The following is a 21418-nucleotide window of genomic DNA, read 5'->3' on the forward strand; positions in this document are numbered from 1 at the left end:
AATAGAAAACGGAGTATTTATCATGAAGGGAGATTAAGTATGAATATTGTGGAATTCCAGAGATATGCATCAAATTTCAGTAAAGAAAAAGGATTTCAAGATACAACGATTGAAGAGCGAACGATGTATACGATGGCGGAATTAGGTGAATTAGCGGAAGTGATATTAAAGCGTGATAAAATACAAGATTCGAAAAGAGAGATTGGTTTAGAAATGTTTGATGTCATTTGGAATGTATGTGATTTAGCAAACAAGTTAGAAATTGATTTAGAGAAGGCATTTGAAGAAAAAATGAGGATTAATAAAAAACGTGAATGGTAAGTGGAATATTAATGTGTAAAGATGGGGGATATGGATGAAAAAGAAGCTTATTATAGGCGGAGTCTTTACCTTAATTAGTGTAATGAGTGTTGTCGCTTACTTAGTTTTTCAAGGCATATTTATTCCGAATCAAATAAGTGCGGATAAGTATGAAATAAAAGGTGTAGATGTCGCATCGTATCAAGGTGATATAGATTGGAGGGAGTTGGAAAAGCAAAATATGAAGTTTGCGTTTATAAAGGCTACTGAAGGAAGCGCGTTTGTGGATAAGTACTTTTCGAAAAATTGGACGAATGCGAATAAGACAAGTATGCGCGTCGGAGCGTATCATTTTTTTAGTTTTGATAGTAAGGGTGAAACACAAGCAGAGCAATATATACGAACTGTTCCAAAATATAAACAAGCATTGCCACCAGTAATTGATGTTGAGTTTTACGCTAATAAAAAAGATAATCCGCCTAAGCGTGAAGATGTTGTGAAAGAGTTGTCGGTCATGATAAAAATGCTAGAAAAACATTACGGTAAGAAAGTGATTTTGTATGCAACTCAAGAGGCATATGATTTGTATATAAAGGATGCGTATCCTCAATGTGATATATGGATTCGTAGTGTCTTTACAAAACCGAGTTTATCTGATGAGAGAAAATGGACGTTTTGGCAATACACGAACCGCGGGAGATTAAATGGTTATAATGGAAAAGAGAAGTATATTGATTTGAATGTATTTTATGGTAACGAGGAAGAGTTTGAGAATTATGGAATAAAAGGTTAAGTTTTAAAGCGTACAAAATTTTGTACGCTTTTTTGTTACTTACATAAAAATATACAAGTAAAGATGGAACAAACATTTAAGATGAATTGTCTAATATAGGTAATAACTATTTCGTTTGAAAGAAAGGGTGGAGAAAATGAAAAATACATTATTAAAAGTAGGGGTATGTGTTAGTTTATTAGGAACAATGCAATTTGTTAGTACAATTTCTTCTGTGAAAGCGGAACAAAAGCTAGAGCAAAAAGTAATAAAAAATGAGTCAGGAACCATTTCAATTTCTCAGTTAAATAAAAATGTATGGGTTCATACGGAGTTAGGTTACTTTAACGGAGAAGCAGTTCCTTCGAACGGGCTAGTTCTTACTACTTCTAAAGGGCTAGTACTTGTCGATTCTTCTTGGGATGATAAGTTAACGAAGGAATTAATAGAGATGGTAGAAAAGAAATTTAAGAAGCGCGTAACGGATGTCATTATTACACATGCGCACGCAGATCGAATTGGCGGAATAAAAACGTTGAAAGAAAGAGGCATTAAAGCGCATAGTACAGTATTGACTGCCGAACTAGCAAAGAAAAATAGATATGAAGAACCACTTGGAGATTTACAAACAATTACGAATTTGAAGTTTGGAAATATGAAAGTAGAAACATTTTATCCAGGGAAAGGGCATACAGGAGATAATATCGTCGTATGGTTACCGCAATACAACATTTTAGCTGGAGGCTGTTTAGTGAAATCTGCGGAAGCTAAAGATTTAGGAAACGTTGCTGATGCTTATGTAAATGAATGGTCTACATCGATTGAGAATGTGCTGAAGCGATATGGAAATATAAATGCAGTAGTGCCTGGTCATGGGGAAGTAGGGGACAAAGGATTACTTTTACATACATTGGATTTGTTGAAATAAGAAACTGTGGGAATATAAAAGCGAGGAGAAATAATTTTCACCTCGCTTTCTTCTAGCTATATTTAAATGCGAAGCCATCAATTATGCCTGCATACATTACTGAGATTTTAATTCCAAGTATACAAATACCAGTACCGTCATAATTGCTATAACAACGTAAGTAATATCGAGCATTATAAGTGTTTTTAAAGTTTCAGTCATCCTAATTCACCCCTGGTATGAAAATATAACATAATCTCTTATCAATCAGATCAGAGATTATAAAGATAACAATGTACATGAAATTTCTTAAGTAGTTTCTATATAAATATATCATATAAATAATGTAAGTAATGTTAAGATAGTGTAAATGTATTGTAAATAAAGTGATTTTTCATAAAATATTTAATCAAAAAATTGATAGTTCTTAAAAATGAAAAAACGCTATTCTTTCTGTTGAATAATAAAAAGAAAGAATAGCGTTTTTGTATGTCTATTTCTGTTTTCTTAAGAGATTCATAGTACGAAATTTTCCTTTCGTACTATGAACTAGAAAGTTAAATATGTGATTCAGCAATAGTCTAGCTATTTGAAAACTTGAACAACAGGGGTATGTAATGGTTTTTTTTTTGTGTGTGTCAATAAAAATATTATGTAAACAATATAAATTGTCACAAATTTATACATATTATTGTGATTGATATCACATCTCTTTTCCTCAATGAGTATTATGCTTGATTTGTAAGGAATGATTGGGAGAGGGTGGGATGAGAATGTTTTGTTATCAATGTGAACAAACGCCAACAGGTGGATGTAAAGTGATGGGTGTTTGCGGTAAAAATGAAACAATTGCAAGTTTACAAGATACGATTGTGTTTGGGCTAAAAGGAATTGCAGCTTATCGTACGCATGCTGCTCAGCTAGGGTATACTGATACATTTGTAGATGCTACAACGCAAGAAGCACTGTATATGACATTAACAAATTCTAACTTTAATGAACAAGAACATATTGATATGGCTATGAAAGTAGGGAAATCGGCTTTACGAGTAATGGAGTTGTTAGATGAGGCACATACGAATCACTTTGGTGTTCCAGAGCCTGTTCAAATTACGCAAAACCATGTGGAAGGTAAGGCAATTGTAGTTACTGGTCATAATTTATTTGCGTTAGAAGAATTATTAAAACAAACAGAAGGAAAAGAAATTAATATTTATACACACTCTGAAATGTTACCAGCACACGGTTATCCGCAGCTGAAAAAATATAAACATTTAAAAGGAAACATCGGTAAGGCATGGTATGATCAACGACGTCTTTTTGAAAAATTTACAGGTGCTATATTAGCGACAACGAACTGTGTTATGCCAATTAAAGGATCATACTCTGATCGATTCTTTTCATATGATATTGCCGGTTTAGAGGGTGTACAAAAAATTGAAAGTGATGATTTCACGCCATTGATTCAAAAAGCGCTAGAACTTCCAGAAGTACATATGGAGTCGGATGAACAGTTAGTAACAGGTTTCCATCATAATACAGTATTATCATTAGCTCCGGAAATTATTAAGGCAGTAGAAGAAGGAAAGATTAAGCGTTTCTTTGTCATCGCAGGTTGTGATGCCCCGGGAAAAGGCGGAGAATATTATCGTGAATTAGCAACGTCACTTCCACCAGAAACGGTTATTTTAACGACTTCTTGCGGGAAATTCCGTTTTAATGATGTGAGTTATGGTGTTGTACCTGGTACAGAGATTCCGCGTTACATTGACTTAGGGCAATGCAATAATTCAATTTCAACAGTGAAAATAGCAGCCGCTTTAGCAGATGCTTTCCAATGCGAAGTGAACGAACTGCCAGTTAGTATTGTCTTATCATGGTTTGAACAAAAAGCGGTTGCAATTTTACTTGGGCTATTTAGTCTTGGTATTCAAGATATTCGCATCGGTCCAAAGGCGCCTGAATTTATTTCACCTGGCGTGCTTGATGTATTACAAGAAACATTCGGTTTAAAACTAATTACAACTGCAGCGGAAGATATGGATATGATGTTATCGTAACAGAAAAGATGTTTTCATTTAATTATGGCTTTATAAATCATTTGTATGTGCGTGAGTAAACGTACATACAAATGATTTATTTTATTAATAAAGAGAAGCTGCTATATCTATAAAATTTATGATTTTATAAGGCTTTTAAAGGGTACCACCATATGTCTATAAACTTAAGATTTGTAAGTAACCCCAAAATGAAATTTCTACATGAATATCTATAATTTCACCTCTTTTTCATTTGATTTAAAAATATTGAAAAAAGCCCCACTCATTTTGATTACACTTTTCAAAATGGAGGGCTTTTTTTACTGTAACAATAAGTTGGGGTACAGAAGCATACCCATCAACCATTTATTATAAAGTAACCTCTGAACGTATTATATTATTGTTTTTTCTTGACAGACATAAAAATGATTCATTTGTTTTATTGATAATTTATAAACGTTATTATAAAATGTTTATGTATATATAAACTTATTTTATTTTTGTTTGTTTTCATTTGGTGCGCAGGGAATGTTGATGGCAATAAAAAAATGGGTATATCACCTGCAAAAAGAGTGGAACTAATACGGGAAGGATGCGTTTGTTAAAAAATTAAAAAAGTAAGCATTGTTAGCTCTTGAAGAAAAATGACTAAAAAAGTTACAAGCATATGGAGAACAGGTTTATTTAAAAAAGTCCTAAAGGGGGACGGAATTATGGAACAAAGAAAGTATTTGGTAACACCTCAAGATCGAATGAATTATTTATTAGGTCTTTATTCTGCAGACCAACAAATTAATGTAGTTCTTTATTTTCCTGTAGGTATATCAAAGGAAATACTTGAAGAATCAGTAAGGATAACGTTACAATTGCAGCCAGTTTTGAACAGCCGGTTTGTAGAAAATGATATTCCTTACTGGGAGGAACATTCATCTGGCACTAACTCATCCATTTGCCTTTTTGCAGAAGGAAATAATCAAGAACTTGAAATAATGGCGATAGATTTTATTAAGGAACCTGGGGATCGTATTCAGGGACCTATGGTTCAAACGAAATTATTACGGGGCACTACAACAGATATGTTAGTTGTGAAATTATCTCATCTATGTTCAGATGGTGCAGGAGTCAAGGAATATATCAAATTACTTGGAACAATATATACTTACCTTTCATGGGGGCGATCTAAGAATCAAATTATAAAGGAATTTGGTGAGGGAAATGAGAGGTGTCGAGATCAATCACATGTATTCAAATATGCTGGAGTATCGGACATAAAAAGTGTGTATCGTCCTAACAAAGAACAACAGGCATCGTTATGGTCTTTTCCATCTCAACCTAACAAAAATAAATTCCCCCAGATGTCCGTAAGGCGGTTGAGCCATGAGCAAACTTTACGTCTAACCCAATGGACAAAAGTACAACAGGCTACCTTGAATGATGTAATCATGACTGCATACTTCCGGGCTTTATCACATTTCACTGTGTATGCAGAACCTCGCACCGCAGAAAAAATGATTGGTTTGACAATTGATTTACGTAGATATCTGCCTAATTATACAACTGGTGCTATTTGCAACTTATCTGGTATGGAAATGCCAGTGATTAAAATGGAAGACGATGAAACATTTAATCAGACTCTTGTTCGAGTTAAACAATCAATGGATAAAATAAAGTCTCAAAACCCAGGTCTTTCTTCAGCAGCAGGAATGGAGCTACTGGCAGAAATGAAGCTATCTACAGTGAAGGAAATGTATAATCAGCAATTCGAACGGGCTGTACAGATGAGGATGGCGTTGCCATTACTGACAAATTTGGGAGTGATCGCTGATGAACCGATTCAGTTTGGTGAAAATCAAGCTGAGGACGGGTATATGACATCACCTATTATGTATGCACCATTCTTTTCAATGGGAGCAAGCTCTTATAATGGAAGACTTACATTTACGATTGGTTATCACGCGCCGGATACATCAAAAGAAAAGGTAGAAGAATTTTTAGATAGTGTTGTGAATCAACTATCATAAATAAAAGAGAATACAGCGTAAAAATTTTTAATGTGGATGGTATTTTAGAGGCTCGTCTCATGTACGGCTAATCTTTGATCGCACCTATTTTTATGTTTTATATTTATAGAAAATCGTAGTGAGAAACAAAATGTATCGGTATAAAAGCACTAAAAAAGAGCTGATTTAAACTACACTTTGAATCAGCTCTTTTTATTATTTTTTTGAAATGTTTCATACATATTACTCATAATAGGAGTAATATGTATGCTCATCAACCCAAGATTTTAATATATCCTCAAAACCAAAATTTTATATCTCTACAGTTGCGAAATGAGAGGAAATTGCCAAACGGTTATGTAAGAGATACGGTTGTATCCCGTTAGGGTAAAGCGGATTTTTAATTTTTTTGAAAATCGAGTTGACATTCTTTCTACTCAGTCATACAATGTAGTTGTAGTAAGTAATACTGAATAGTGTGGTTTTACTCAAAAACTATTCAGTAAAAATTCGCCTTAGTACTCTGTGATACTGAATATAAGTCAGACAGAATAGGGGGTAAAGGAGGATCATAACATGGAAAATTTAACTGAAATGCTGAAAGGTTCACTGGAAGGGTGTGTGCTGGAAATCATTAGTCGCCGTGAAACGTATGGCTATGAGATTACCCGCCACCTGAATGATCTTGGGTTTAATGAAGTTGTGGAAGGGACAGTTTATACTATCCTCGTACGATTAGAAAAGAAAAAGCTTGTGAATATTGAAAAGAAACCATCACATATGGGACCGCCCCGTAAGTTTTATTCATTAAATGAGGATGGCCGTCAGGAGCTTGAATTGTTTTGGAAAAAATGGGATTTTGTATCTTCAAAAATTAACGTCTTGAAGTCAAACTAGCCTCATAATATAAAATGTTCCGGCTCATATTTGGAGAATTTCTTGTTCTGCTTTATAAAAAAGGAGGAAAATAAGATGTTGGAAATGTTTAAAAAATTAATTGGTGATAAAAAAGAGTACAAAATGATGATGGCACGTGTTGGAGCACTGCCAGAGGACTATCAGTTTGTGTTTAAGAAAATTCAAAACTACATGTGGAATTTCTCAGCGGGTAATGGAATGGATATGCTGCACATACAGTATGAATTAATCGATTTGTTTGAAGCAGGTGCAGCGGAAGGGAGACAAGTGCTTGACATTACTGGGGAGGACGTGGCATCCTTTGCTGACGAACTAGTGGCAAACGCTAAAACGTATGTCTCCAAGTATCGTGAAGATTTGAATGAAAGTATTATGAAGAAATTGAGAAAAAAATAAATGCAATTAGTAATACCGACTGATTAGCTGGTTACAAATGTGAATTGCCGCCATCGCTATTCAGTTATATTTTTAAACTAGTACTAAGTAATACAGATTATCAGTGATACTAAATAGAGGGTGTGTGTAATCTAATTTTATAAGGGGGAAAAGTATGAGCAATACAGCGATTTCTATAAAAGGGTTAAAAAAATCTTTTAAAGATAAAGAAGTCTTAAAGGGAGTGGATTTTGAGGTGCAGCGTGGTGAAATTTTCGCGCTGCTAGGCTCAAATGGAGCTGGCAAGACGACAACGGTTAATATTCTTTCGACGTTAATGAAACAAGATGATGGTGAAGTAAGTATTTGCGGTTTTGACGTCCAGCGACAACCAGATCATGTTCGTCAAAGTATCAGTTTGACAGGACAGTTCGCAGCTTTAGACGGCATGCTTACTGGAAGGGAAAACTTGATAATGATTGCTAAGTTACGTGGTGTTTCCAATCCCGCACAAGTTGCTGATAATCTACTTGCAAGATTTAGCCTGACTGATGCGGCCAACCAGAGGGCAGACCAGTATTCAGGCGGGATGAAGCGCCGACTTGATATCGCGATGAGTTTGATTGGGGCGCCAGCAATTATTTTTCTTGACGAACCAACGACTGGACTTGATCCGGAAGCGCGGATCGAAGTGTGGGATACAGTCAAGGAACTTGCCGGCAGCGGCACAACGATTTTGCTCACGACTCAGTACTTGGAGGAAGCAGAACAACTGGCGGACCGTATCGCTATTTTGCATGGCGGAAAAATTATTACGACAGGTACTCTTACTGAACTGAAAGAGATGTTCCCGCCAGCAAAAGTAGAGTATATCGAGAAGCAGCCGACGTTGGAAGAAATTTTCCTTGCGATTATCGGTAAAAAGGAGGAGATGTAAATGAAAAGCAAAACAGGGGTATTACTAGGGCGCTTAATGCGTAATATTATGCGTAGTCCGGATACAATTATTACAGTAGCGATTACACCGATTATGATGATGCTATTATTTGTTTATGTATTTGGTGGGGCTATAAAGACAGGAACGGATAACTACGTTAATTATTTATTGCCGGGAATTTTGTTAATGGCTATCGCATCCGGTGTAGCTTATACTTCTGTACGATTATTTACGGATGTAAAGAGTGGGCTGATGGCACGTTTCATTACGATGCCTATTAAGCGCTCATCAATATTGTGGGCTCACGTTTTAACTTCTCTTGTTGCTAATGTACTTACTATCGTGGTGGTTATTCTTGTTGCGCTCTTAATGGGCTTTCGTTCTAGTGCAAATATGCTAGATTGGCTTGCGGTAGCGGGAATACTGGGGATGTTTACGTTAGCGCTCACATGGTTAGCTATCATTCCAGGGCTGAAAGCGAAGTCTATGGAAGGGGCGACAGCTTACTCGTACCCGCTAATTTTTCTTCCATTTATTAGTTCGGCCTTCGTACCTACTGAAACGATGCCTAAAATTGTTCGTGCGTTCGCTGAGAATCAGCCTGTAACTTCAATCGTGAATGCGATTCGCGCCCTATTATATGAAGGGACTGTTGGCAACGATATTTGGAGTGCACTCGCTTGGTGCGTGGGTATCATGATCATCTCTTACTTTTTCGCTAGCAAAGCATTTAAACGTCAGTTAGGATAAGTGAATTAAGTCATCCGAAATTATATATATTTTTGAAAAAGCACGGGAGGTTTTCCGTGCTTTTATTATTTATTGTGCTCTCATGGTAAAAAATATAGGAAACTGGTAACGAATAAACCTCAATATTTTGAGGTTTAACCGATCACTGCTTATGGAGAATATAAACATAACCGCTCTTGTAAATCGTTTAATATTTCTTCAGGCATTTCCTTAATTGTAATATCCTTCCCTAGGAAAAGCAGCCAATTTGTCATCTCTGTCACTTCACCGGAATTGTGAATATCGATAAATGTTTTTAAAATAGCTGTAGATTGGTAAGGATTTGTATAAGATATAGAAACTTTGAAAGGATGGTATTTTTTGTACTGGGCAATCGCTTTTGGACCAAGTTCAAGTACAAGGTTAATTGCTTCGTCCTTCTTACTGAGTTTTTCCAAAATCTTTTTCTTATTTAACCTCTTTTTCGTTGTGTACGGTTCGATATTGATGAGGTCATCGACAGGAAACATCAGCTTCTTTTCTTCTTTTAAGTCAAATCCTTCAATAATCCAATGACTCTTTTCTTGATAAAGGTGTAATAGGTAAATTGGATAAGACTTGATTTTTTCTTCTTTGACAGTAATCAATAAATGTCTATCCAATAGAAGGATTTGAATGAGTTTTTCTAACATCGGATGGGGGAGGTCAGAAAGCTCAAGTAGATCGGGATTATGGGGGTTAGTCCCTTCAAAAAGTAAGAGTTGATTTAAAAGAACAAGGTCATCTTGTTGAGTTTCAGAAATGAGTCCTAGTAGTTTTTCGGCTAAAGATTGGCGACTCTTTAGATAGGGAAGTTGTTGATTTCTTGTAGCCATAAAGGCAATAAAAAGAGCTTTGACTTCATTATCAGTAAAGCGAACAACGGGCAGGATAGAGTTATGCATAACAAAATACCCACCAGTTCTTCCAACTTCAGCGACAAGTGGCATGCCCATAGCTTCAATTTCTCTTATGTCTCTAATAGCTGTCGATCGTGATATGTTAAATTCTCGTATGATTTCAGTAATTGTAAAGTGGGAGCGATTATTGATATACCGCATAATTGTATTAATCCGTTCAACTTTTTTCATTGGAGTCTCCTAAACAGTATCATTTTTTGACATGATTTAAAGATATTATAAACTTATCAAATGAAAAGATAAATCATTTGATTCATTTTAAAAGAAGGAAGGTTTTGAATGTGAAAAATTATACGATTGAAGAAAAAGATAGCTTTATTGTGTTAGGTATTGGAACTGAAATTGAGAGTGACTATACAGACTTTGCTGGAATCAATAAAGAAAAGGAAGACTTTTGGTCGGCTGTTAAAGAAGATGGAAGGCTCGATACTTTAAAAGCTTTAGCTACAAACGAATACATTTTTTCTGTGAGTGAAGCGGTGAATAACAAGATGATGTATTATGCTGGTGTTATGACAGAGGCACAAATAGAAGAAGCATCTAGAGTAATCCAGTTTCCGAAGGGAGAATACTTAGTAGTGAAAGGGGAAGATAAAACGGCTGAAGAGCTTAGTAATAAGTTGACTGGCATCGCCTTCGGTCAAGCTTTACCAGATGCAAAAGATTTTGCCTATGTTGGTGGGCCAAATACAACAGTTGAGATGGGACAAAGAAATGGCTTAGTATTTGGTGAAATGTGGATTCCAGTTGTTAGGAAGTAAAGTGATAAAAGGTACGAATATGGAAAGTAGAGGCTAACAATATTGAATTGTTGGCCTTTTTGACATGAATAAAATATTCATATGCTGCTACATATTATGTTCTGGTAAAATGGAATGAAAGGTAATTATTGTAAGGTGGTGAGGTGAATAAAAAAAGGCTTTTTGAGCTATTCATAGTAATGTTTGTGTTTCTATTCCTTCATGCAAGCACATTTACTAATGAAAAATTTAACGATAAATTGGGATCCTTTACTTTCATTGTGCTACTTCATATGCTTTCTATTTACAGCGTATTTATAGAAAAGTATTTTGATGATATACAAAAGTGGATTCGAAATATCACATTTTGTTTTGCGTTGTAGTAGTAGTTTTAGTAGCTCTATGGATAGGTTATTTTTAGAACCTTACTTCAGGGACAGTTCATTTAGTGCCCAATATTTTGTCTATCTATAGGAAAAGGGAACTAGGTAATTCTTTAAATGGAGACACCAAAGTGGATATTCTTTTAAATAAAAAGGCTTTCTTTTGTACAATATAGGATAAAAAGGAGAGGTATGTGAAAAAGAGATTGGTAGTATGCATAATATACAGCGTCCAAAAAGCTACATTTGCTAAAAACGAATCCCCCTCTCATAAGCAGTAAATACTTTTTATGAGAGGGGGTTATTCAATTTAAGTCTATAAAAATTGAATGAAAGCAATGCAAGTTCTCACTTATCTAGAATAAGAGAAAAGATGATGTTTTATTTGTTCAATAAAATACTGATGGTGTATATTATCGTTCGATACTCGACTTGCCATAATAGCGCCCTCCATTGAAGATGCAAGAAAAGAAGCGAGCGATCTAATGTCTATATCTTCTTTAAGTTCATGTTTCTCTATTCCTTCTTTAATGAGAGAAGCCATTAACATTACTGTATCATCATAACCTTTTGCTGCTGCTGTTTGTAATTCTGGGAATACTCCAGTACTTTCAATTGCGCTATTAAGCAATGGACAGCCTCCAGCAATAGGGGGATTATTAGCTGCATCTTGATATACAAGGAAAATGGCAAGAATTTTATCGATTGCTGTCTTTTTATTTGCCATTGCTTTATGAAAATGATCCCACATAATCTCACCACTTTTGTTGTAGGAAGCAAGGACAATTTCTTCTTTATTTTTGAATCTACGATAAATAGATCCTTTAGGTAGTTCAGTAGCTGTCATTATATCCTGGATGGATGTGCGAGTTATCCCATTAGTATTGAATAAATATAAAGATGTTTCAATAATTTTTTCCTTTACCGTATCAACTTTAGTCATGCTTTGTAGTCCTCCTAATAAAAATGAGCTTAATATTCCAGGTAATGTTTATCCTTTGTTTTTTTGTAAGTATAGATAAGTGTGAAGCAAAAATATATTATCAATCCCTATCTTATGGAAACCTCAAACAATACAGTTTGAACAGAGGTTAATCAAATTATATTATTTATATTTTTTAAATGAATTTTCTGTCAAAAATAACATAATCAATTGTTTAATTTAGTCATGTTAGACAACTAATTTTACCTAAAATCGTAGAAGATGTAAAAATATATAGTTAATTTTAACGTATAGACATGTGATTATTATATATAATTTTTATTAATATGTTTAGCTAAAGTGTTTGAACTACTCCCACTTTCACTTCTTATTTAATAATATCTCTCGCAGTTCTTGTGGGTAAAAGCCTGATCACTTCATTCTACAAAAGAAATAATTAATGAGTACTGGAATGTGATTGTAAATAAGAAACCGAGTTATAAATATATTTGCTTTTTTCTATTTTGTTAATCATTTGTAAAAAGGGTTTAAAAAACTAGAAACTTATAGTATCATTAGATTTCGGACCGAACGGTTCGGTCCGAAATGTTGTATAAATATATTTAGAAGGAGTACGTTATGCAGAAAGAAAAATCAAAGATTGTAGGTAATTTAATTAGGAGGATAATAAAATGAACTTTATAAAAATGAATAAAAAAGAACTTATTATGTTAGTAATCTTTACACTGTTTGTACCATTTCAAATTGGCTTGTTCATATTATTTGGCATATCACTTTTAACTAATGTCAATTTAGTTGAATCAGAATTTCTTCTTAGTGCCATCGGTTTTACTGTACCTGCTATTGTAGGAATAATTTTCTTTAGGAAAGAAATCATTCAAAGTTTTACTTATTTTAAAGAGAAAACAATTTTGAAAATAGTGAGTATTCCTATGGTGGTTTTACTTATGGTGATTATTGAGAATTCTATTATGCATTTTCTAGCAACTGGTCAGCCAGAAAACCAAGAACAGCTCCTTGAAAGGGGTGGGGAGGTACCTCTTATATTTACATTGCTTGTATTTGGTATTCTGGGTCCAATACTTGAAGAAATTGTGTTTCGTTATATTTTAATAAATCGCTTTTCTCATTATATTGGTACTGCTATTGCATCTATCATTTCGATTCTAATCTTTACATTCCTTCATACGAACCAGCTTTCGGATTATGCCATTTATTTACCAGGCGCGGTGATACTTACGATGGCTTATCTGATTTCTAAAAGATCCCTTGCATATGTCATGGCGATACATATGTTAAACAATTGCCTTAGTTTCATACTGTAAGAAATTAGCATTGCTTCTGTTACAGAGTTAAAAAAATAGAAACAGATATTGATAACTCATTAGATAGTCAACTAATGAGTTATGTAATTCCTTTTGTACGTCGAAAAAACGCACTTCGTGAAGAAAATTTGATACATATGGAGACTGGGACTTACTTAAAAATCCAAAAGTAATATTAGCTTATCTAAAAGGAAATAATCAAAAATATGCAGATAAGACATATTATGATAATCAAGAAAGATAACAATAGAGAAAATCGGTAGGAAATAGTGAGAACAGTAGATATTCTTACATATAATGAAAGTCCAACTTAATTTAATAGATATTATAAGAAAACCATTGATTAGCCTTTTTTCAAATCAATGGTTTTTATTTTTTTATAAAAATATTTTTTGACCCCCATAAAACTTTGTATTCCTCCGAATATGTATAGAGAAGAAAAATGATTATGAGAGAATATTGAAGTGTTAATAAAATTGCTAGATTAATTGAGGAAGTCGAAAGAAAAGGCTGAAATTACCAGAAATATAGAGAAGAGTTATTTAAAGATTGCAGATAAAATAGAAAAAGGGCAAGCAAAAAATATAAGGAATGAAAATGCAGATTTAGCTTTTATATAAACAGAACAGAATAATCATTAAGAAAACGATGAGGAAAGTCGTTTTTGAAAAATATGAGCAAGAAGACAAGCTCAAAGAAAAGTACTAACAAAATGTGGTTGAATGGTCACTTGTTTAGTGACCATTTTGCTATGTGAAGGAGGCTGGGAGATTACAAGTGTTGAGTTTAGTAATGAAGATCTTAAGAAAACCAAAAATAGAAGATATCGTATATAACATACAAAATAACGAAGAAGATAAAGAAGCTTTTATCGTGCAGTATCAGCCGTTTATTAGAAAATCAATCTCGTCTGTCTGCCGCCGATATATTACAGAACAGGATGATGAATATAGTATTGGATTGTTTGCATTTAATGAAGCAATAGAAAAGTATTCATATAAAAAGGGGAAATCTTTTCTAGCGTTTGCTGATCTTCTTATAAAAAGAGATGTAATTGACTATATACGCAAGGAGTCAAAGCATAACCTTGTCTTTTTAAAAGAAGATGAGCAAGAGGAAATGTTAGAAATGCAAGTATCACTTACGGAGTATATGAAAGAGATGGAAAATAGTAACCGTAAGGAGGAAATTCTTCATTTTCAAACTGTGTTAGCTGAGTTTAAAATCACATTTTCAGAGCTTGCTAAAGAATCCCCTAAGCATCGTGATACGCGTGAACACTTAATAGAGATTGTGAAGATTATTATAAAAGAAGAGGAAATGATGGAAGAGCTGTTCCGAAAGAAAAAATTACCGCTTAAACATATTGAACCGCGTGTTAGGGTAAGTCGTAAAACGTTGGAGCGACATAGAAAATACATTATTGCAATGTGTATTATCTTTGCAAACAACTATACATATATTCTTGATTACATAAGAGGGGGGAAGAATGATGAATAAAGGAATTGTAATGGATATAAAAAAACATAACGTAGTTGTATTAACTCCAAATGGAGAGTTTATTACGTTTAAAAGAAAAGCGCACTCTTACATGGTTGGGGAGGAAATCTCGTTTGATGAAGAAGAACAAAGGTCACCGCGTTTTACAATGCCTCCTTTTTTAAAGCCTGCATCAATACTTGTTACTTGTTGTCTATGTGTGTTTCTGTTTTTCTACAACCAACCGGAAGAAAAAGCTTTTGCTTATGTTTCAGTTGATATAAATCCAAGTTTAGAGGCGAGCGTAACGAAGGATCTTCGTGTTATAGATTTGCGAGCTTGTAATGATGATGGAAGGCGTATTTTAAAAGAAATGAAGCAATGGGAAAATAAACATGTGCAAGACGTAATACGTACTATTATAAAGCTGAGTCAAGAAGATAAGTACTTAACGAATGATAAGGAAGTTATGTTAACAGCTGTTGCAAAGGACAAGTTGCTTGAACCACAGTTGGAAAAGGCTATGCAGGAATTAAAGAAAGAGTATGCGATAAAACATGTTACAGTCGTATATCAAACCAGTACGATGCAAGTACGCGAGAATGCCAAGAAAGCAGGAATTGGGACAGGGGTTTATATAAAGCAAGAGAATGAGAAGAATAAACCGCTTACGCCTCCTGCCACGCCGTCTAATCCGGTGGAAAACGAAGAAGAAGTGCAACCGCAGCCGGAGTCATCTCCTGATGCATCACCAGAGTTGTCTCCTGTAAAAGAAAAAAAATATGAGAAGCCACAACATCAAGAACAAAAGAAAACAGAGGAACAGCCATCTAGGCAAATAAAAGAAAATAATGGACAACAGCAAGGAAATAACGGAAGAGGGCCTCAACAAGGGAATAATGGGAATGAGCAAGGAAACAACGGAAGAGGGCCTCAACAAGGGAATAATGGGAATGAGCAAGGAAACAACGGAAGAGGGCCTCAACAAGGGAATAATGGGAATGAGCAAGGAAACAACGGAAGAGGGCCTCAACAAGGGAATAACGGAAATCAGCAAGGAAACAACGGAAGAGGGCCTCAACAAGGGAATAATGGGAATGAGCAAGGAAACAACGGAAGAGGGCCTCAACAAGGGAATAACGGAAATCAGCAAGGAAACAACGGAAGAGGGCCTCAACAAGGGAATAATGGAAATCAGCAAGGAAACAACGGAAGAGGGCCTCAACAAGGGAATAACGGAAATCAGCAAGGAAACAACGGAAGAGGGTCCCAGAAAGAAAATAATGGGAACGAGCAAGGTAACAATGGAAGAGGCTCTCAACAAGAGAATAGGGGCCAACAACAAGGAAATGAAAAGAAGAATCAATAGAATATGGAAATGAGAGATTCAATCTAAAGGTAAAAGGAGTTATCTCGCTATTGTGGGCAGTAAGACCCCCACCTCAAAATTCAGCAGAAGCAAAGAAGTTAGGTGGGGGATCAACTGCCCGTAAAAGCCCGATTGGTGAGGGCTGATAATCAGTGGGGATGAACAAAACCCCCACTGATTAAAGTTTCACTTTATTATTCTATAGTTCTATTAAGAAGGAGTATGTGAGGAATATAATGGAGAAAAACATTCAACAAGAGAAAGATAAATCAAAACCTATTTTTTATGATCCGAAAGGAAGGAGAAACATAGCTTTTATCTCGTTTCTATGTATCTCAATAGTTAGCGTAAGTATTGTATTTTATTTTTTCTTTCAAAGTATTTTTACAACACCAGAAATTCCAAATATGAATCCTACTGTAAAACAAGATACGAAACTTGTACCAATTAATCAAAAGCTTAGTGATGAGCAGTTAAAGAAGGAAGAATTCAAACCAAGTACCGAAATGAAGGATAATAAAAAATTGGTAAATTCGACAAACGATAGTAAACAACCTAAAGAAGTGTATGGTTTTTATGTAAATTGGGATGAAAATAGTACAGCGTCTTTAAAAGAAAATATCGATTCATTAACCACGTTAGTACCAGAATGGTATCATTTAAAAGAAGATTTAACGATTAGAAGTGAGATAAAACCTGAGATTGTAAAACTAGCAAAAAAAAATCATGTGAAAATTATGCCGTTACTTACTAACTATACAGAAAAAGCTTCTGGCCCTGATAGTGAGCTTATCCATAAGTTATTGAATTCGCCGAATGATGTGAAGAAGAAATTTATTAATGATTTAGTAAACCAAGTTGAAAAGAATCAGTTTTCAGGTATTAATATTGACTTTGAGGCCGTACGTGAAAGCGATAGAGAGTACTTAACAAATTTCATGAAAGAACTTACTACGGTCTTTCATAAACATGATTTACTCGTTACACAAGATGTTCCAGCTAATGATAAAGCTTTTGATTATGGTGCATTAGCAAAAATAATAGATCGTATGATTGTAATGATGTACGATGAGCACTATGGAGCCGGGGAACCAGGACCAATTGCTTCAAATAAGTGGTTCCAACATACATTGAATGAACTGAATATTCCGTCTAATAAACTTATAGTTGCTTTCGGTAACTACGGATATGATTGGGAAGTAAATAGTAAAAAACCTGCGAAGTCTTTAACTTTTTCAGAAGTTATGACAATGGCGAATGATTCCAATATGAAAATTCAATGGGATAACATGAGTGGAAATCCTTATTTTAGATATAAAACAGGAGAGAAAGAACATACTGCTTGGTTCTTAGACAGTGTTACTCTCTATAATCAAGTGAAAATCGCAATGGACAACAATGCTAAGGGATTTGCGTTATGGAGATTAGGAGCAGAAGACCCTACAATATGGAAAGTTTTAGAAAATCCGATTGAGGTACAAAAAAATCTTGATGCATTACATAAAATTACTAGTTTAGATGAAGTGAATTATTCTGGACAAGGTGAAATTTTACAGATTGAGAATGAAAGAAAAAATGGGTTGAGAGATTTTAAAATAGGCAAAGATGGTTATCTTACAGATGAAGTATATAGATCCTTACCATCTGCATACGAAGTGCAACGATATGGAAAACCAAAGGGGAAACAAGTAGTATTAACATTTGATGATGGACCAGATCCGAAATATACACCGGAAATTTTAAATATATTAAAAGAGAATAAAATAAACGCTGCTTTTTTTGTGCTTGGTGAAAACGCGCAACTAAATCCAAGTATTGTGAAAAGAATATATGATGAAGGGCATGAAATTGGCAATCATACTTTCAAGCATCCTAACGTCGCTGATACGTCTTTACTACGAACAAAAGTAGAGCTTAATACGACGCAACGTTTAATTCAGGAAATAACTGGACATTCTACGGTTTTATTTAGACCACCATATGAAGCGGATGCTAATCCAGATTCATCAAATGAAATATTGCCTATTTTACGTGCGCAAAATATGAACTATACAATGGTGGCGGAAAAAGTTGATCCTGAAGACTGGGCAACACCATCAACTAATGAATTAGTAAAGCGTGCTCTTACTCCCATTTATAAGGGGGAGGGAAATGTTATTCTTCTCCATGATGCAGGAGGGAATCGTACCCATACGGTAGAAGCGCTGCCGATTATTATTAAAGAACTTAAAAAAAATGGATATAGTTTTGTAACAATTTCAGATTTAATGAATAAAGAACGAGATGAAATTATGCCTCCTGTTTCTTCTGAGGGTGAGCAATATTTACTTTACAATAAAGCTGTCTTTTCAGGAGCGGGATACTTTAAACATATAGTAACAACTATTTTTTATATTGCTATTGGATTAGGTATTTTTCGATTCTTATTCTTAATTTATTTTGCATGGAAGCAGAAAAGAAAAACGTTATCTCGTTGCGCTACTGCGTCCTATCAACCTTTTGTTAGTGTTGTCATAGCGGCATATAATGAAGAAAAGGTGATAGCCAAGACGATTCGCTCAATTTTGGATAGTCACTATAAAGAATTTGAAGTTATAGTTGTGGATGACGGATCGAAAGATAATACTTCAAAAGTAATGCAAGAAACATTTAATAAACACCCTAAAGTTCGTTTAATCCAGAAAGAAAACGGCGGAAAATCATCGGCAATGAATTTAGGGTTTCAACAATCACGAGGAGAAATCATTGTTACGTTAGACGCGGATACAATTATTGCGCACGACGCTATTTCTGTAATGATTAGACATTTTGAAGATCATAATGTTGCAGCCGTTTCAGGGAATGTCAAAGTGGGAAATAGACGCAATTTGTTAACTACTTGGCAACATGTTGAATATATTACAGGATTTAATTTAGAACGCAGAGCGTTTGATGAGTTAAATTGTATTACAGTAGTTCCTGGAGCTGTTGGAGCATGGCGTAAAAAAAATGTAGTTGAATCTGGATATTTAAGTGAGGATACGTTAGCAGAAGATACGGATCTTACTATTACATTTTTACGTCAAGGGTATAGAATTGTATATGAAGAAAAAGCGTATGCTTATACGGAGTCACCTGAAGATGTAAAAAGTCTCATTAAACAGCGATATCGTTGGTCATATGGTACACTCCAATGTCTTTGGAAACACCGAAAAGCATTGTTTCATACAAAACATAAAACGTTAGGATTTATTGCATTGCCTAACATGTGGTTATTCCAATATGTTCTGCAATTCATTGCTCCTTTAGCAGATATATTAATGATCATGGGGCTATTCGGTAGCGATCCGCTAAAAGTTTTAGGGTTTTATCTTGTATTCTTTTTATTAGACCTTTTTGCATCTCTGTTTGCATTTAAATTAGAGAAAGAGGACCCTAAACCGTTAGTGTGGTTAATTTTACAACGCTTTATTTATCGTCAATTTATGACTTATGTTGTCATTAAATCTATATTCTCATCAATTCGAGGAGTAGCGGTAGGGTGGAATAAATTAAAGAGAATGGGGAGTGTTAAACATTCCACGGAACATAAGGAGGCATCATAAGAGGGCAGTTTACCTGCTCTCTTTTTTCATTGGTTTTAGTAAGTAATATGTAATATAAAGCCTTCGCTTCCATAACAAAATTCCTAATCATTACTGATAGTGAGACGTTATGTTAAGACACTCCTTGAATTTCGGAAAAAAATTTTTGTTTTTTTAAAAATGACGGACACAAAATCTTATATCCTTTCGAATTATATATATGGATATCAATAATATTTATATAAAAGGGGAGAAAAAATATGAAAGAAATGTATGAAGAAATCACTGAAGTATTGAAAGTATTGGCACATCCTGTCCGTTTATCATTAGTAAAAATAATGCTTGCAAAAGGCCCAATTAACGTAACGACAATGTATGAAACGTTACAAATGCCTCAAAGTACAATTAGTCAACATTTATCTAAACTAAAAGCTACGAAAGTCGTTACAGGTACTCGGAAAGGGTTAGAAATTTATTATGAGGTAACGGACCATCGCACAAAATCAATATTAGCATGTTTAGTTTAAATACTGATTGTCTAGACATTAAGAAGAGGATGCTAAAGTAATTGTTTGACTACAATTTTTAAGATTTTATACAAAAGTAATATGTATAAGTGTATGTGATTTTCTTACTTACATAAGTTGTATGTAGACTGGTTATTAATTTGTTATACATCTTAGTTAGATTATTTTATTTATTTAATAATATTGTATGATCTTCACCTTGTTAAATTTAACAAGGTGAAGGATTATTTATGTACACATGAAATATTTTATAAAGAGTACGACTTTACTCCAAAGTTACATTTTTAGTTTTTTATCTATAGATCTAATACTAAAGGGAAAATAACTGAAATATAAATGTAATTGAAAGGAGTGGAGTAACAATGGAGGTAAGCCTTTTTTTAGGATTTTTTTGGGGGTGGATAACGGTTATCATCTCAGGAATACTTTTTGTGCGACCATCTATACTACGTGAACTGAAAAAATTAGTGGTAGAAGACAGAGGATTTGGAATTATGTATGGCTTTCTATCAATTTTCCTAGGATTAGGTACTGTTATCCTACATAATGTTTGGGAACTTAATTGGCAGGGACTCATTACACTTATTGCATGGCTCGCACTATTAAAAGGGATTTATGTAATTGCATATCCTGAACCATCCAAGAAAACCGATTTCGAAGTAAGGGTACTATCTACTCGTATAGTGCTTGCTATACTTGGTGCTTTATCTTTATGGATGCTTATCATACTTTATATGAAATAGAGACAAATATTTTTGATCATGGGAGTATGTAGGTGGGGAGTTTTGGGTAGTCCTTTGGAACGGGATTTTATAGTTAACTGTAAATGTAGTGTTTCTTCCGTTGTAGATATGTTTTTATAAATAGTGAGATGGGCAAAACGAAGAGAGTCCTAAATAAATAGGATTCTTTTCGTTTTATAAAAATGAATTTATTTTGTATCACTAATACAATTGATAATCATTTTTCTGGACTATTCGTAGTTTTAATGAAGTAGTAGTGGTTGTAACTCGACTTCAAATAATTCGCTTTCAATTTCATTAAGTGCATACATTGATACAGGATGTGGAGAGGTATTAGATAAGACTTGTGATGAAAGAAGTTCTCCTGATGATGAGTAAAATGTAACAAACACTTGAGAAAATGGAGGGAC

The 21418-nt window shown here is 34.3% G+C and carries 18 protein-coding genes and 2 pseudogenes; 18 read left to right on the forward strand and 2 right to left on the reverse strand.

Annotated features, from left to right (window positions below):
• Nucleotides 1-39 precede the first annotated feature (39 nt).
• The 9 genes from QCI46_RS10400 to QCI46_RS10440 all read left to right on the forward strand — a co-directional run bounded on the left by QCI46_RS10400 (nucleotide 40) and on the right by QCI46_RS10440 (nucleotide 8998).
• The gene (locus QCI46_RS10400; RefSeq protein ID WP_353840159.1) at nucleotides 40-321 is read left to right on the forward strand and encodes a MazG nucleotide pyrophosphohydrolase domain-containing protein; all 282 of its coding nucleotides are present in this window, start codon (nucleotides 40-42) and stop codon (nucleotides 319-321) included.
• A 34-nt stretch (nucleotides 322-355) separates the two neighbouring features.
• Nucleotides 356-1093 (forward strand): glycoside hydrolase family 25 protein, encoded by a 738-nt coding sequence (locus QCI46_RS10405; protein ID WP_353840160.1) that lies wholly within the window; start codon nucleotides 356-358, stop codon nucleotides 1091-1093.
• Nucleotides 1094-1229: 136 nt separating this feature from the next.
• Nucleotides 1230-2000 (forward strand): BcII family subclass B1 metallo-beta-lactamase, encoded by a 771-nt coding sequence (bla2, locus tag QCI46_RS10410; RefSeq protein ID WP_353840161.1) that lies wholly within the window; start codon nucleotides 1230-1232, stop codon nucleotides 1998-2000.
• Between the two features lie 752 nt (nucleotides 2001-2752).
• Nucleotides 2753-4039, forward strand: coding sequence for a hydroxylamine reductase (hcp, locus tag QCI46_RS10415; RefSeq protein ID WP_353840162.1), 1287 nt, complete (start codon nucleotides 2753-2755; stop codon nucleotides 4037-4039).
• A gap of 692 nt (nucleotides 4040-4731) precedes the next feature.
• Complete coding sequence (locus QCI46_RS10420; RefSeq protein WP_353840163.1) at nucleotides 4732-6039, forward strand: condensation domain-containing protein; 1308 nt, start codon at nucleotides 4732-4734, stop codon at nucleotides 6037-6039.
• A 555-nt stretch (nucleotides 6040-6594) separates the two neighbouring features.
• Nucleotides 6595-6915: a PadR family transcriptional regulator gene (locus tag QCI46_RS10425; RefSeq protein WP_353840164.1), complete on the forward strand. Its 321-nt coding sequence runs from the start codon at nucleotides 6595-6597 to the stop codon at nucleotides 6913-6915.
• 75 nt (nucleotides 6916-6990) lie between these two features.
• Entirely contained in the window at nucleotides 6991-7332 is a 342-nt protein-coding gene (locus QCI46_RS10430; protein ID WP_000891990.1) for a DUF1048 domain-containing protein, read from the forward strand.
• A 154-nt stretch (nucleotides 7333-7486) separates the two neighbouring features.
• Nucleotides 7487-8248: an ABC transporter ATP-binding protein gene (locus QCI46_RS10435; protein ID WP_353840165.1), complete on the forward strand. Its 762-nt coding sequence runs from the start codon at nucleotides 7487-7489 to the stop codon at nucleotides 8246-8248.
• Complete coding sequence (locus QCI46_RS10440; protein ID WP_327961027.1) at nucleotides 8249-8998, forward strand: ABC transporter permease; 750 nt, start codon at nucleotides 8249-8251, stop codon at nucleotides 8996-8998.
• A 149-nt stretch (nucleotides 8999-9147) separates the two neighbouring features.
• Here the strand turns inward: QCI46_RS10440 and QCI46_RS10445 are convergent, their stop codons facing one another.
• Nucleotides 9148-10107 (reverse strand): helix-turn-helix transcriptional regulator, encoded by a 960-nt coding sequence (locus tag QCI46_RS10445; RefSeq protein ID WP_353840166.1) that lies wholly within the window; start codon nucleotides 10105-10107, stop codon nucleotides 9148-9150.
• A gap of 110 nt (nucleotides 10108-10217) precedes the next feature.
• Between QCI46_RS10445 and QCI46_RS10450 the strand changes: the two genes are divergently transcribed.
• Together QCI46_RS10450 and QCI46_RS10455 are read left to right on the forward strand one after the other, a co-directional pair.
• Entirely contained in the window at nucleotides 10218-10697 is a 480-nt protein-coding gene (locus QCI46_RS10450; protein WP_353840167.1) for a GyrI-like domain-containing protein, read from the forward strand.
• A gap of 143 nt (nucleotides 10698-10840) precedes the next feature.
• Nucleotides 10841-11097 (forward strand): annotated as a pseudogene (locus tag QCI46_RS10455) (DUF3963 domain-containing protein).
• Nucleotides 11098-11411: 314 nt separating this feature from the next.
• Here the strand turns inward: QCI46_RS10455 and QCI46_RS10460 are convergent.
• A complete protein-coding gene (locus QCI46_RS10460) occupies nucleotides 11412-12002 on the reverse strand; it encodes a TetR/AcrR family transcriptional regulator (protein WP_353840168.1) in 591 nt (196 codons plus the stop codon).
• A gap of 671 nt (nucleotides 12003-12673) precedes the next feature.
• Between QCI46_RS10460 and QCI46_RS10465 the strand changes: the two genes are divergently transcribed.
• From QCI46_RS10465 to QCI46_RS10495, 7 genes and pseudogenes are all read left to right on the forward strand, one after another.
• Complete coding sequence (locus tag QCI46_RS10465) at nucleotides 12674-13327, forward strand: CPBP family intramembrane glutamic endopeptidase (RefSeq protein WP_353840169.1); 654 nt, start codon at nucleotides 12674-12676, stop codon at nucleotides 13325-13327.
• Between the two features lie 121 nt (nucleotides 13328-13448).
• A pseudogene (locus QCI46_RS10470) lies at nucleotides 13449-13571 on the forward strand (glycosyl transferase family 2); the annotation flags it as partial.
• A 533-nt stretch (nucleotides 13572-14104) separates the two neighbouring features.
• Complete coding sequence (gene sigI / locus QCI46_RS10475; RefSeq protein WP_087984105.1) at nucleotides 14105-14827, forward strand: RNA polymerase sigma factor SigI; 723 nt, start codon at nucleotides 14105-14107, stop codon at nucleotides 14825-14827.
• Complete coding sequence (locus QCI46_RS10480; RefSeq protein ID WP_353840171.1) at nucleotides 14817-16175, forward strand: anti-sigma factor domain-containing protein; 1359 nt, start codon at nucleotides 14817-14819, stop codon at nucleotides 16173-16175. Before sigI ends, QCI46_RS10480 begins: the two co-directional genes overlap by 11 nt.
• A gap of 236 nt (nucleotides 16176-16411) precedes the next feature.
• Entirely contained in the window at nucleotides 16412-19759 is a 3348-nt protein-coding gene (locus tag QCI46_RS10485; protein WP_353840172.1) for a trifunctional glycoside hydrolase family 18/polysaccharide deacetylase/glycosyltransferase family 2 protein, read from the forward strand.
• A gap of 239 nt (nucleotides 19760-19998) precedes the next feature.
• On the forward strand, nucleotides 19999-20265 hold the full coding sequence (locus QCI46_RS10490; RefSeq protein ID WP_087984108.1) for an ArsR/SmtB family transcription factor: 267 nt from the start codon (nucleotides 19999-20001) through the stop codon (nucleotides 20263-20265).
• A gap of 362 nt (nucleotides 20266-20627) precedes the next feature.
• A complete protein-coding gene (locus QCI46_RS10495; RefSeq protein WP_088064083.1) occupies nucleotides 20628-21008 on the forward strand; it encodes a hypothetical protein in 381 nt (126 codons plus the stop codon).
• The last annotated feature ends 410 nt before the right edge of the window (nucleotides 21009-21418 follow it).

The sequence above is a fragment of the Bacillus cereus group sp. RP32 genome (genome assembly GCF_040459735.1).
Classification (GTDB): Bacteria; Bacillota; Bacilli; order Bacillales; family Bacillaceae_G; genus Bacillus_A; species Bacillus_A wiedmannii.

What these genes read in the sequence shown, in the direction of transcription:
- hcp (WP_353840162.1), top strand. Translation starts at nt 2,753, where the DNA reads ATGTTTTGTTATCAATGTGAACAAACGCCAACAGGTGGATGTAAAGTG.
- bla2 (WP_353840161.1), top strand. Translation starts at nt 1,230, where the DNA reads ATGAAAAATACATTATTAAAAGTAGGGGTATGTGTTAGTTTATTAGGA.
- QCI46_RS10460 (WP_353840168.1), bottom strand. Translation starts at nt 12,002, where the DNA reads ATGACTAAAGTTGATACGGTAAAGGAAAAAATTATTGAAACATCTTTA.
- QCI46_RS10430 (WP_000891990.1), top strand. Translation starts at nt 6,991, where the DNA reads ATGTTGGAAATGTTTAAAAAATTAATTGGTGATAAAAAAGAGTACAAA.
- QCI46_RS10425 (WP_353840164.1), top strand. Translation starts at nt 6,595, where the DNA reads ATGGAAAATTTAACTGAAATGCTGAAAGGTTCACTGGAAGGGTGTGTG.
- QCI46_RS10445 (WP_353840166.1), bottom strand. Translation starts at nt 10,107, where the DNA reads ATGAAAAAAGTTGAACGGATTAATACAATTATGCGGTATATCAATAAT.
- QCI46_RS10440 (WP_327961027.1), top strand. Translation starts at nt 8,249, where the DNA reads ATGAAAAGCAAAACAGGGGTATTACTAGGGCGCTTAATGCGTAATATT.
- QCI46_RS10420 (WP_353840163.1), top strand. Translation starts at nt 4,732, where the DNA reads ATGGAACAAAGAAAGTATTTGGTAACACCTCAAGATCGAATGAATTAT.
- QCI46_RS10400 (WP_353840159.1), top strand. Translation starts at nt 40, where the DNA reads ATGAATATTGTGGAATTCCAGAGATATGCATCAAATTTCAGTAAAGAA.
- QCI46_RS10485 (WP_353840172.1), top strand. Translation starts at nt 16,412, where the DNA reads ATGGAGAAAAACATTCAACAAGAGAAAGATAAATCAAAACCTATTTTT.
- QCI46_RS10435 (WP_353840165.1), top strand. Translation starts at nt 7,487, where the DNA reads ATGAGCAATACAGCGATTTCTATAAAAGGGTTAAAAAAATCTTTTAAA.
- QCI46_RS10480 (WP_353840171.1), top strand. Translation starts at nt 14,817, where the DNA reads ATGATGAATAAAGGAATTGTAATGGATATAAAAAAACATAACGTAGTT.
- QCI46_RS10405 (WP_353840160.1), top strand. Translation starts at nt 356, where the DNA reads ATGAAAAAGAAGCTTATTATAGGCGGAGTCTTTACCTTAATTAGTGTA.
- QCI46_RS10490 (WP_087984108.1), top strand. Translation starts at nt 19,999, where the DNA reads ATGAAAGAAATGTATGAAGAAATCACTGAAGTATTGAAAGTATTGGCA.
- QCI46_RS10495 (WP_088064083.1), top strand. Translation starts at nt 20,628, where the DNA reads ATGGAGGTAAGCCTTTTTTTAGGATTTTTTTGGGGGTGGATAACGGTT.
- QCI46_RS10465 (WP_353840169.1), top strand. Translation starts at nt 12,674, where the DNA reads ATGAACTTTATAAAAATGAATAAAAAAGAACTTATTATGTTAGTAATC.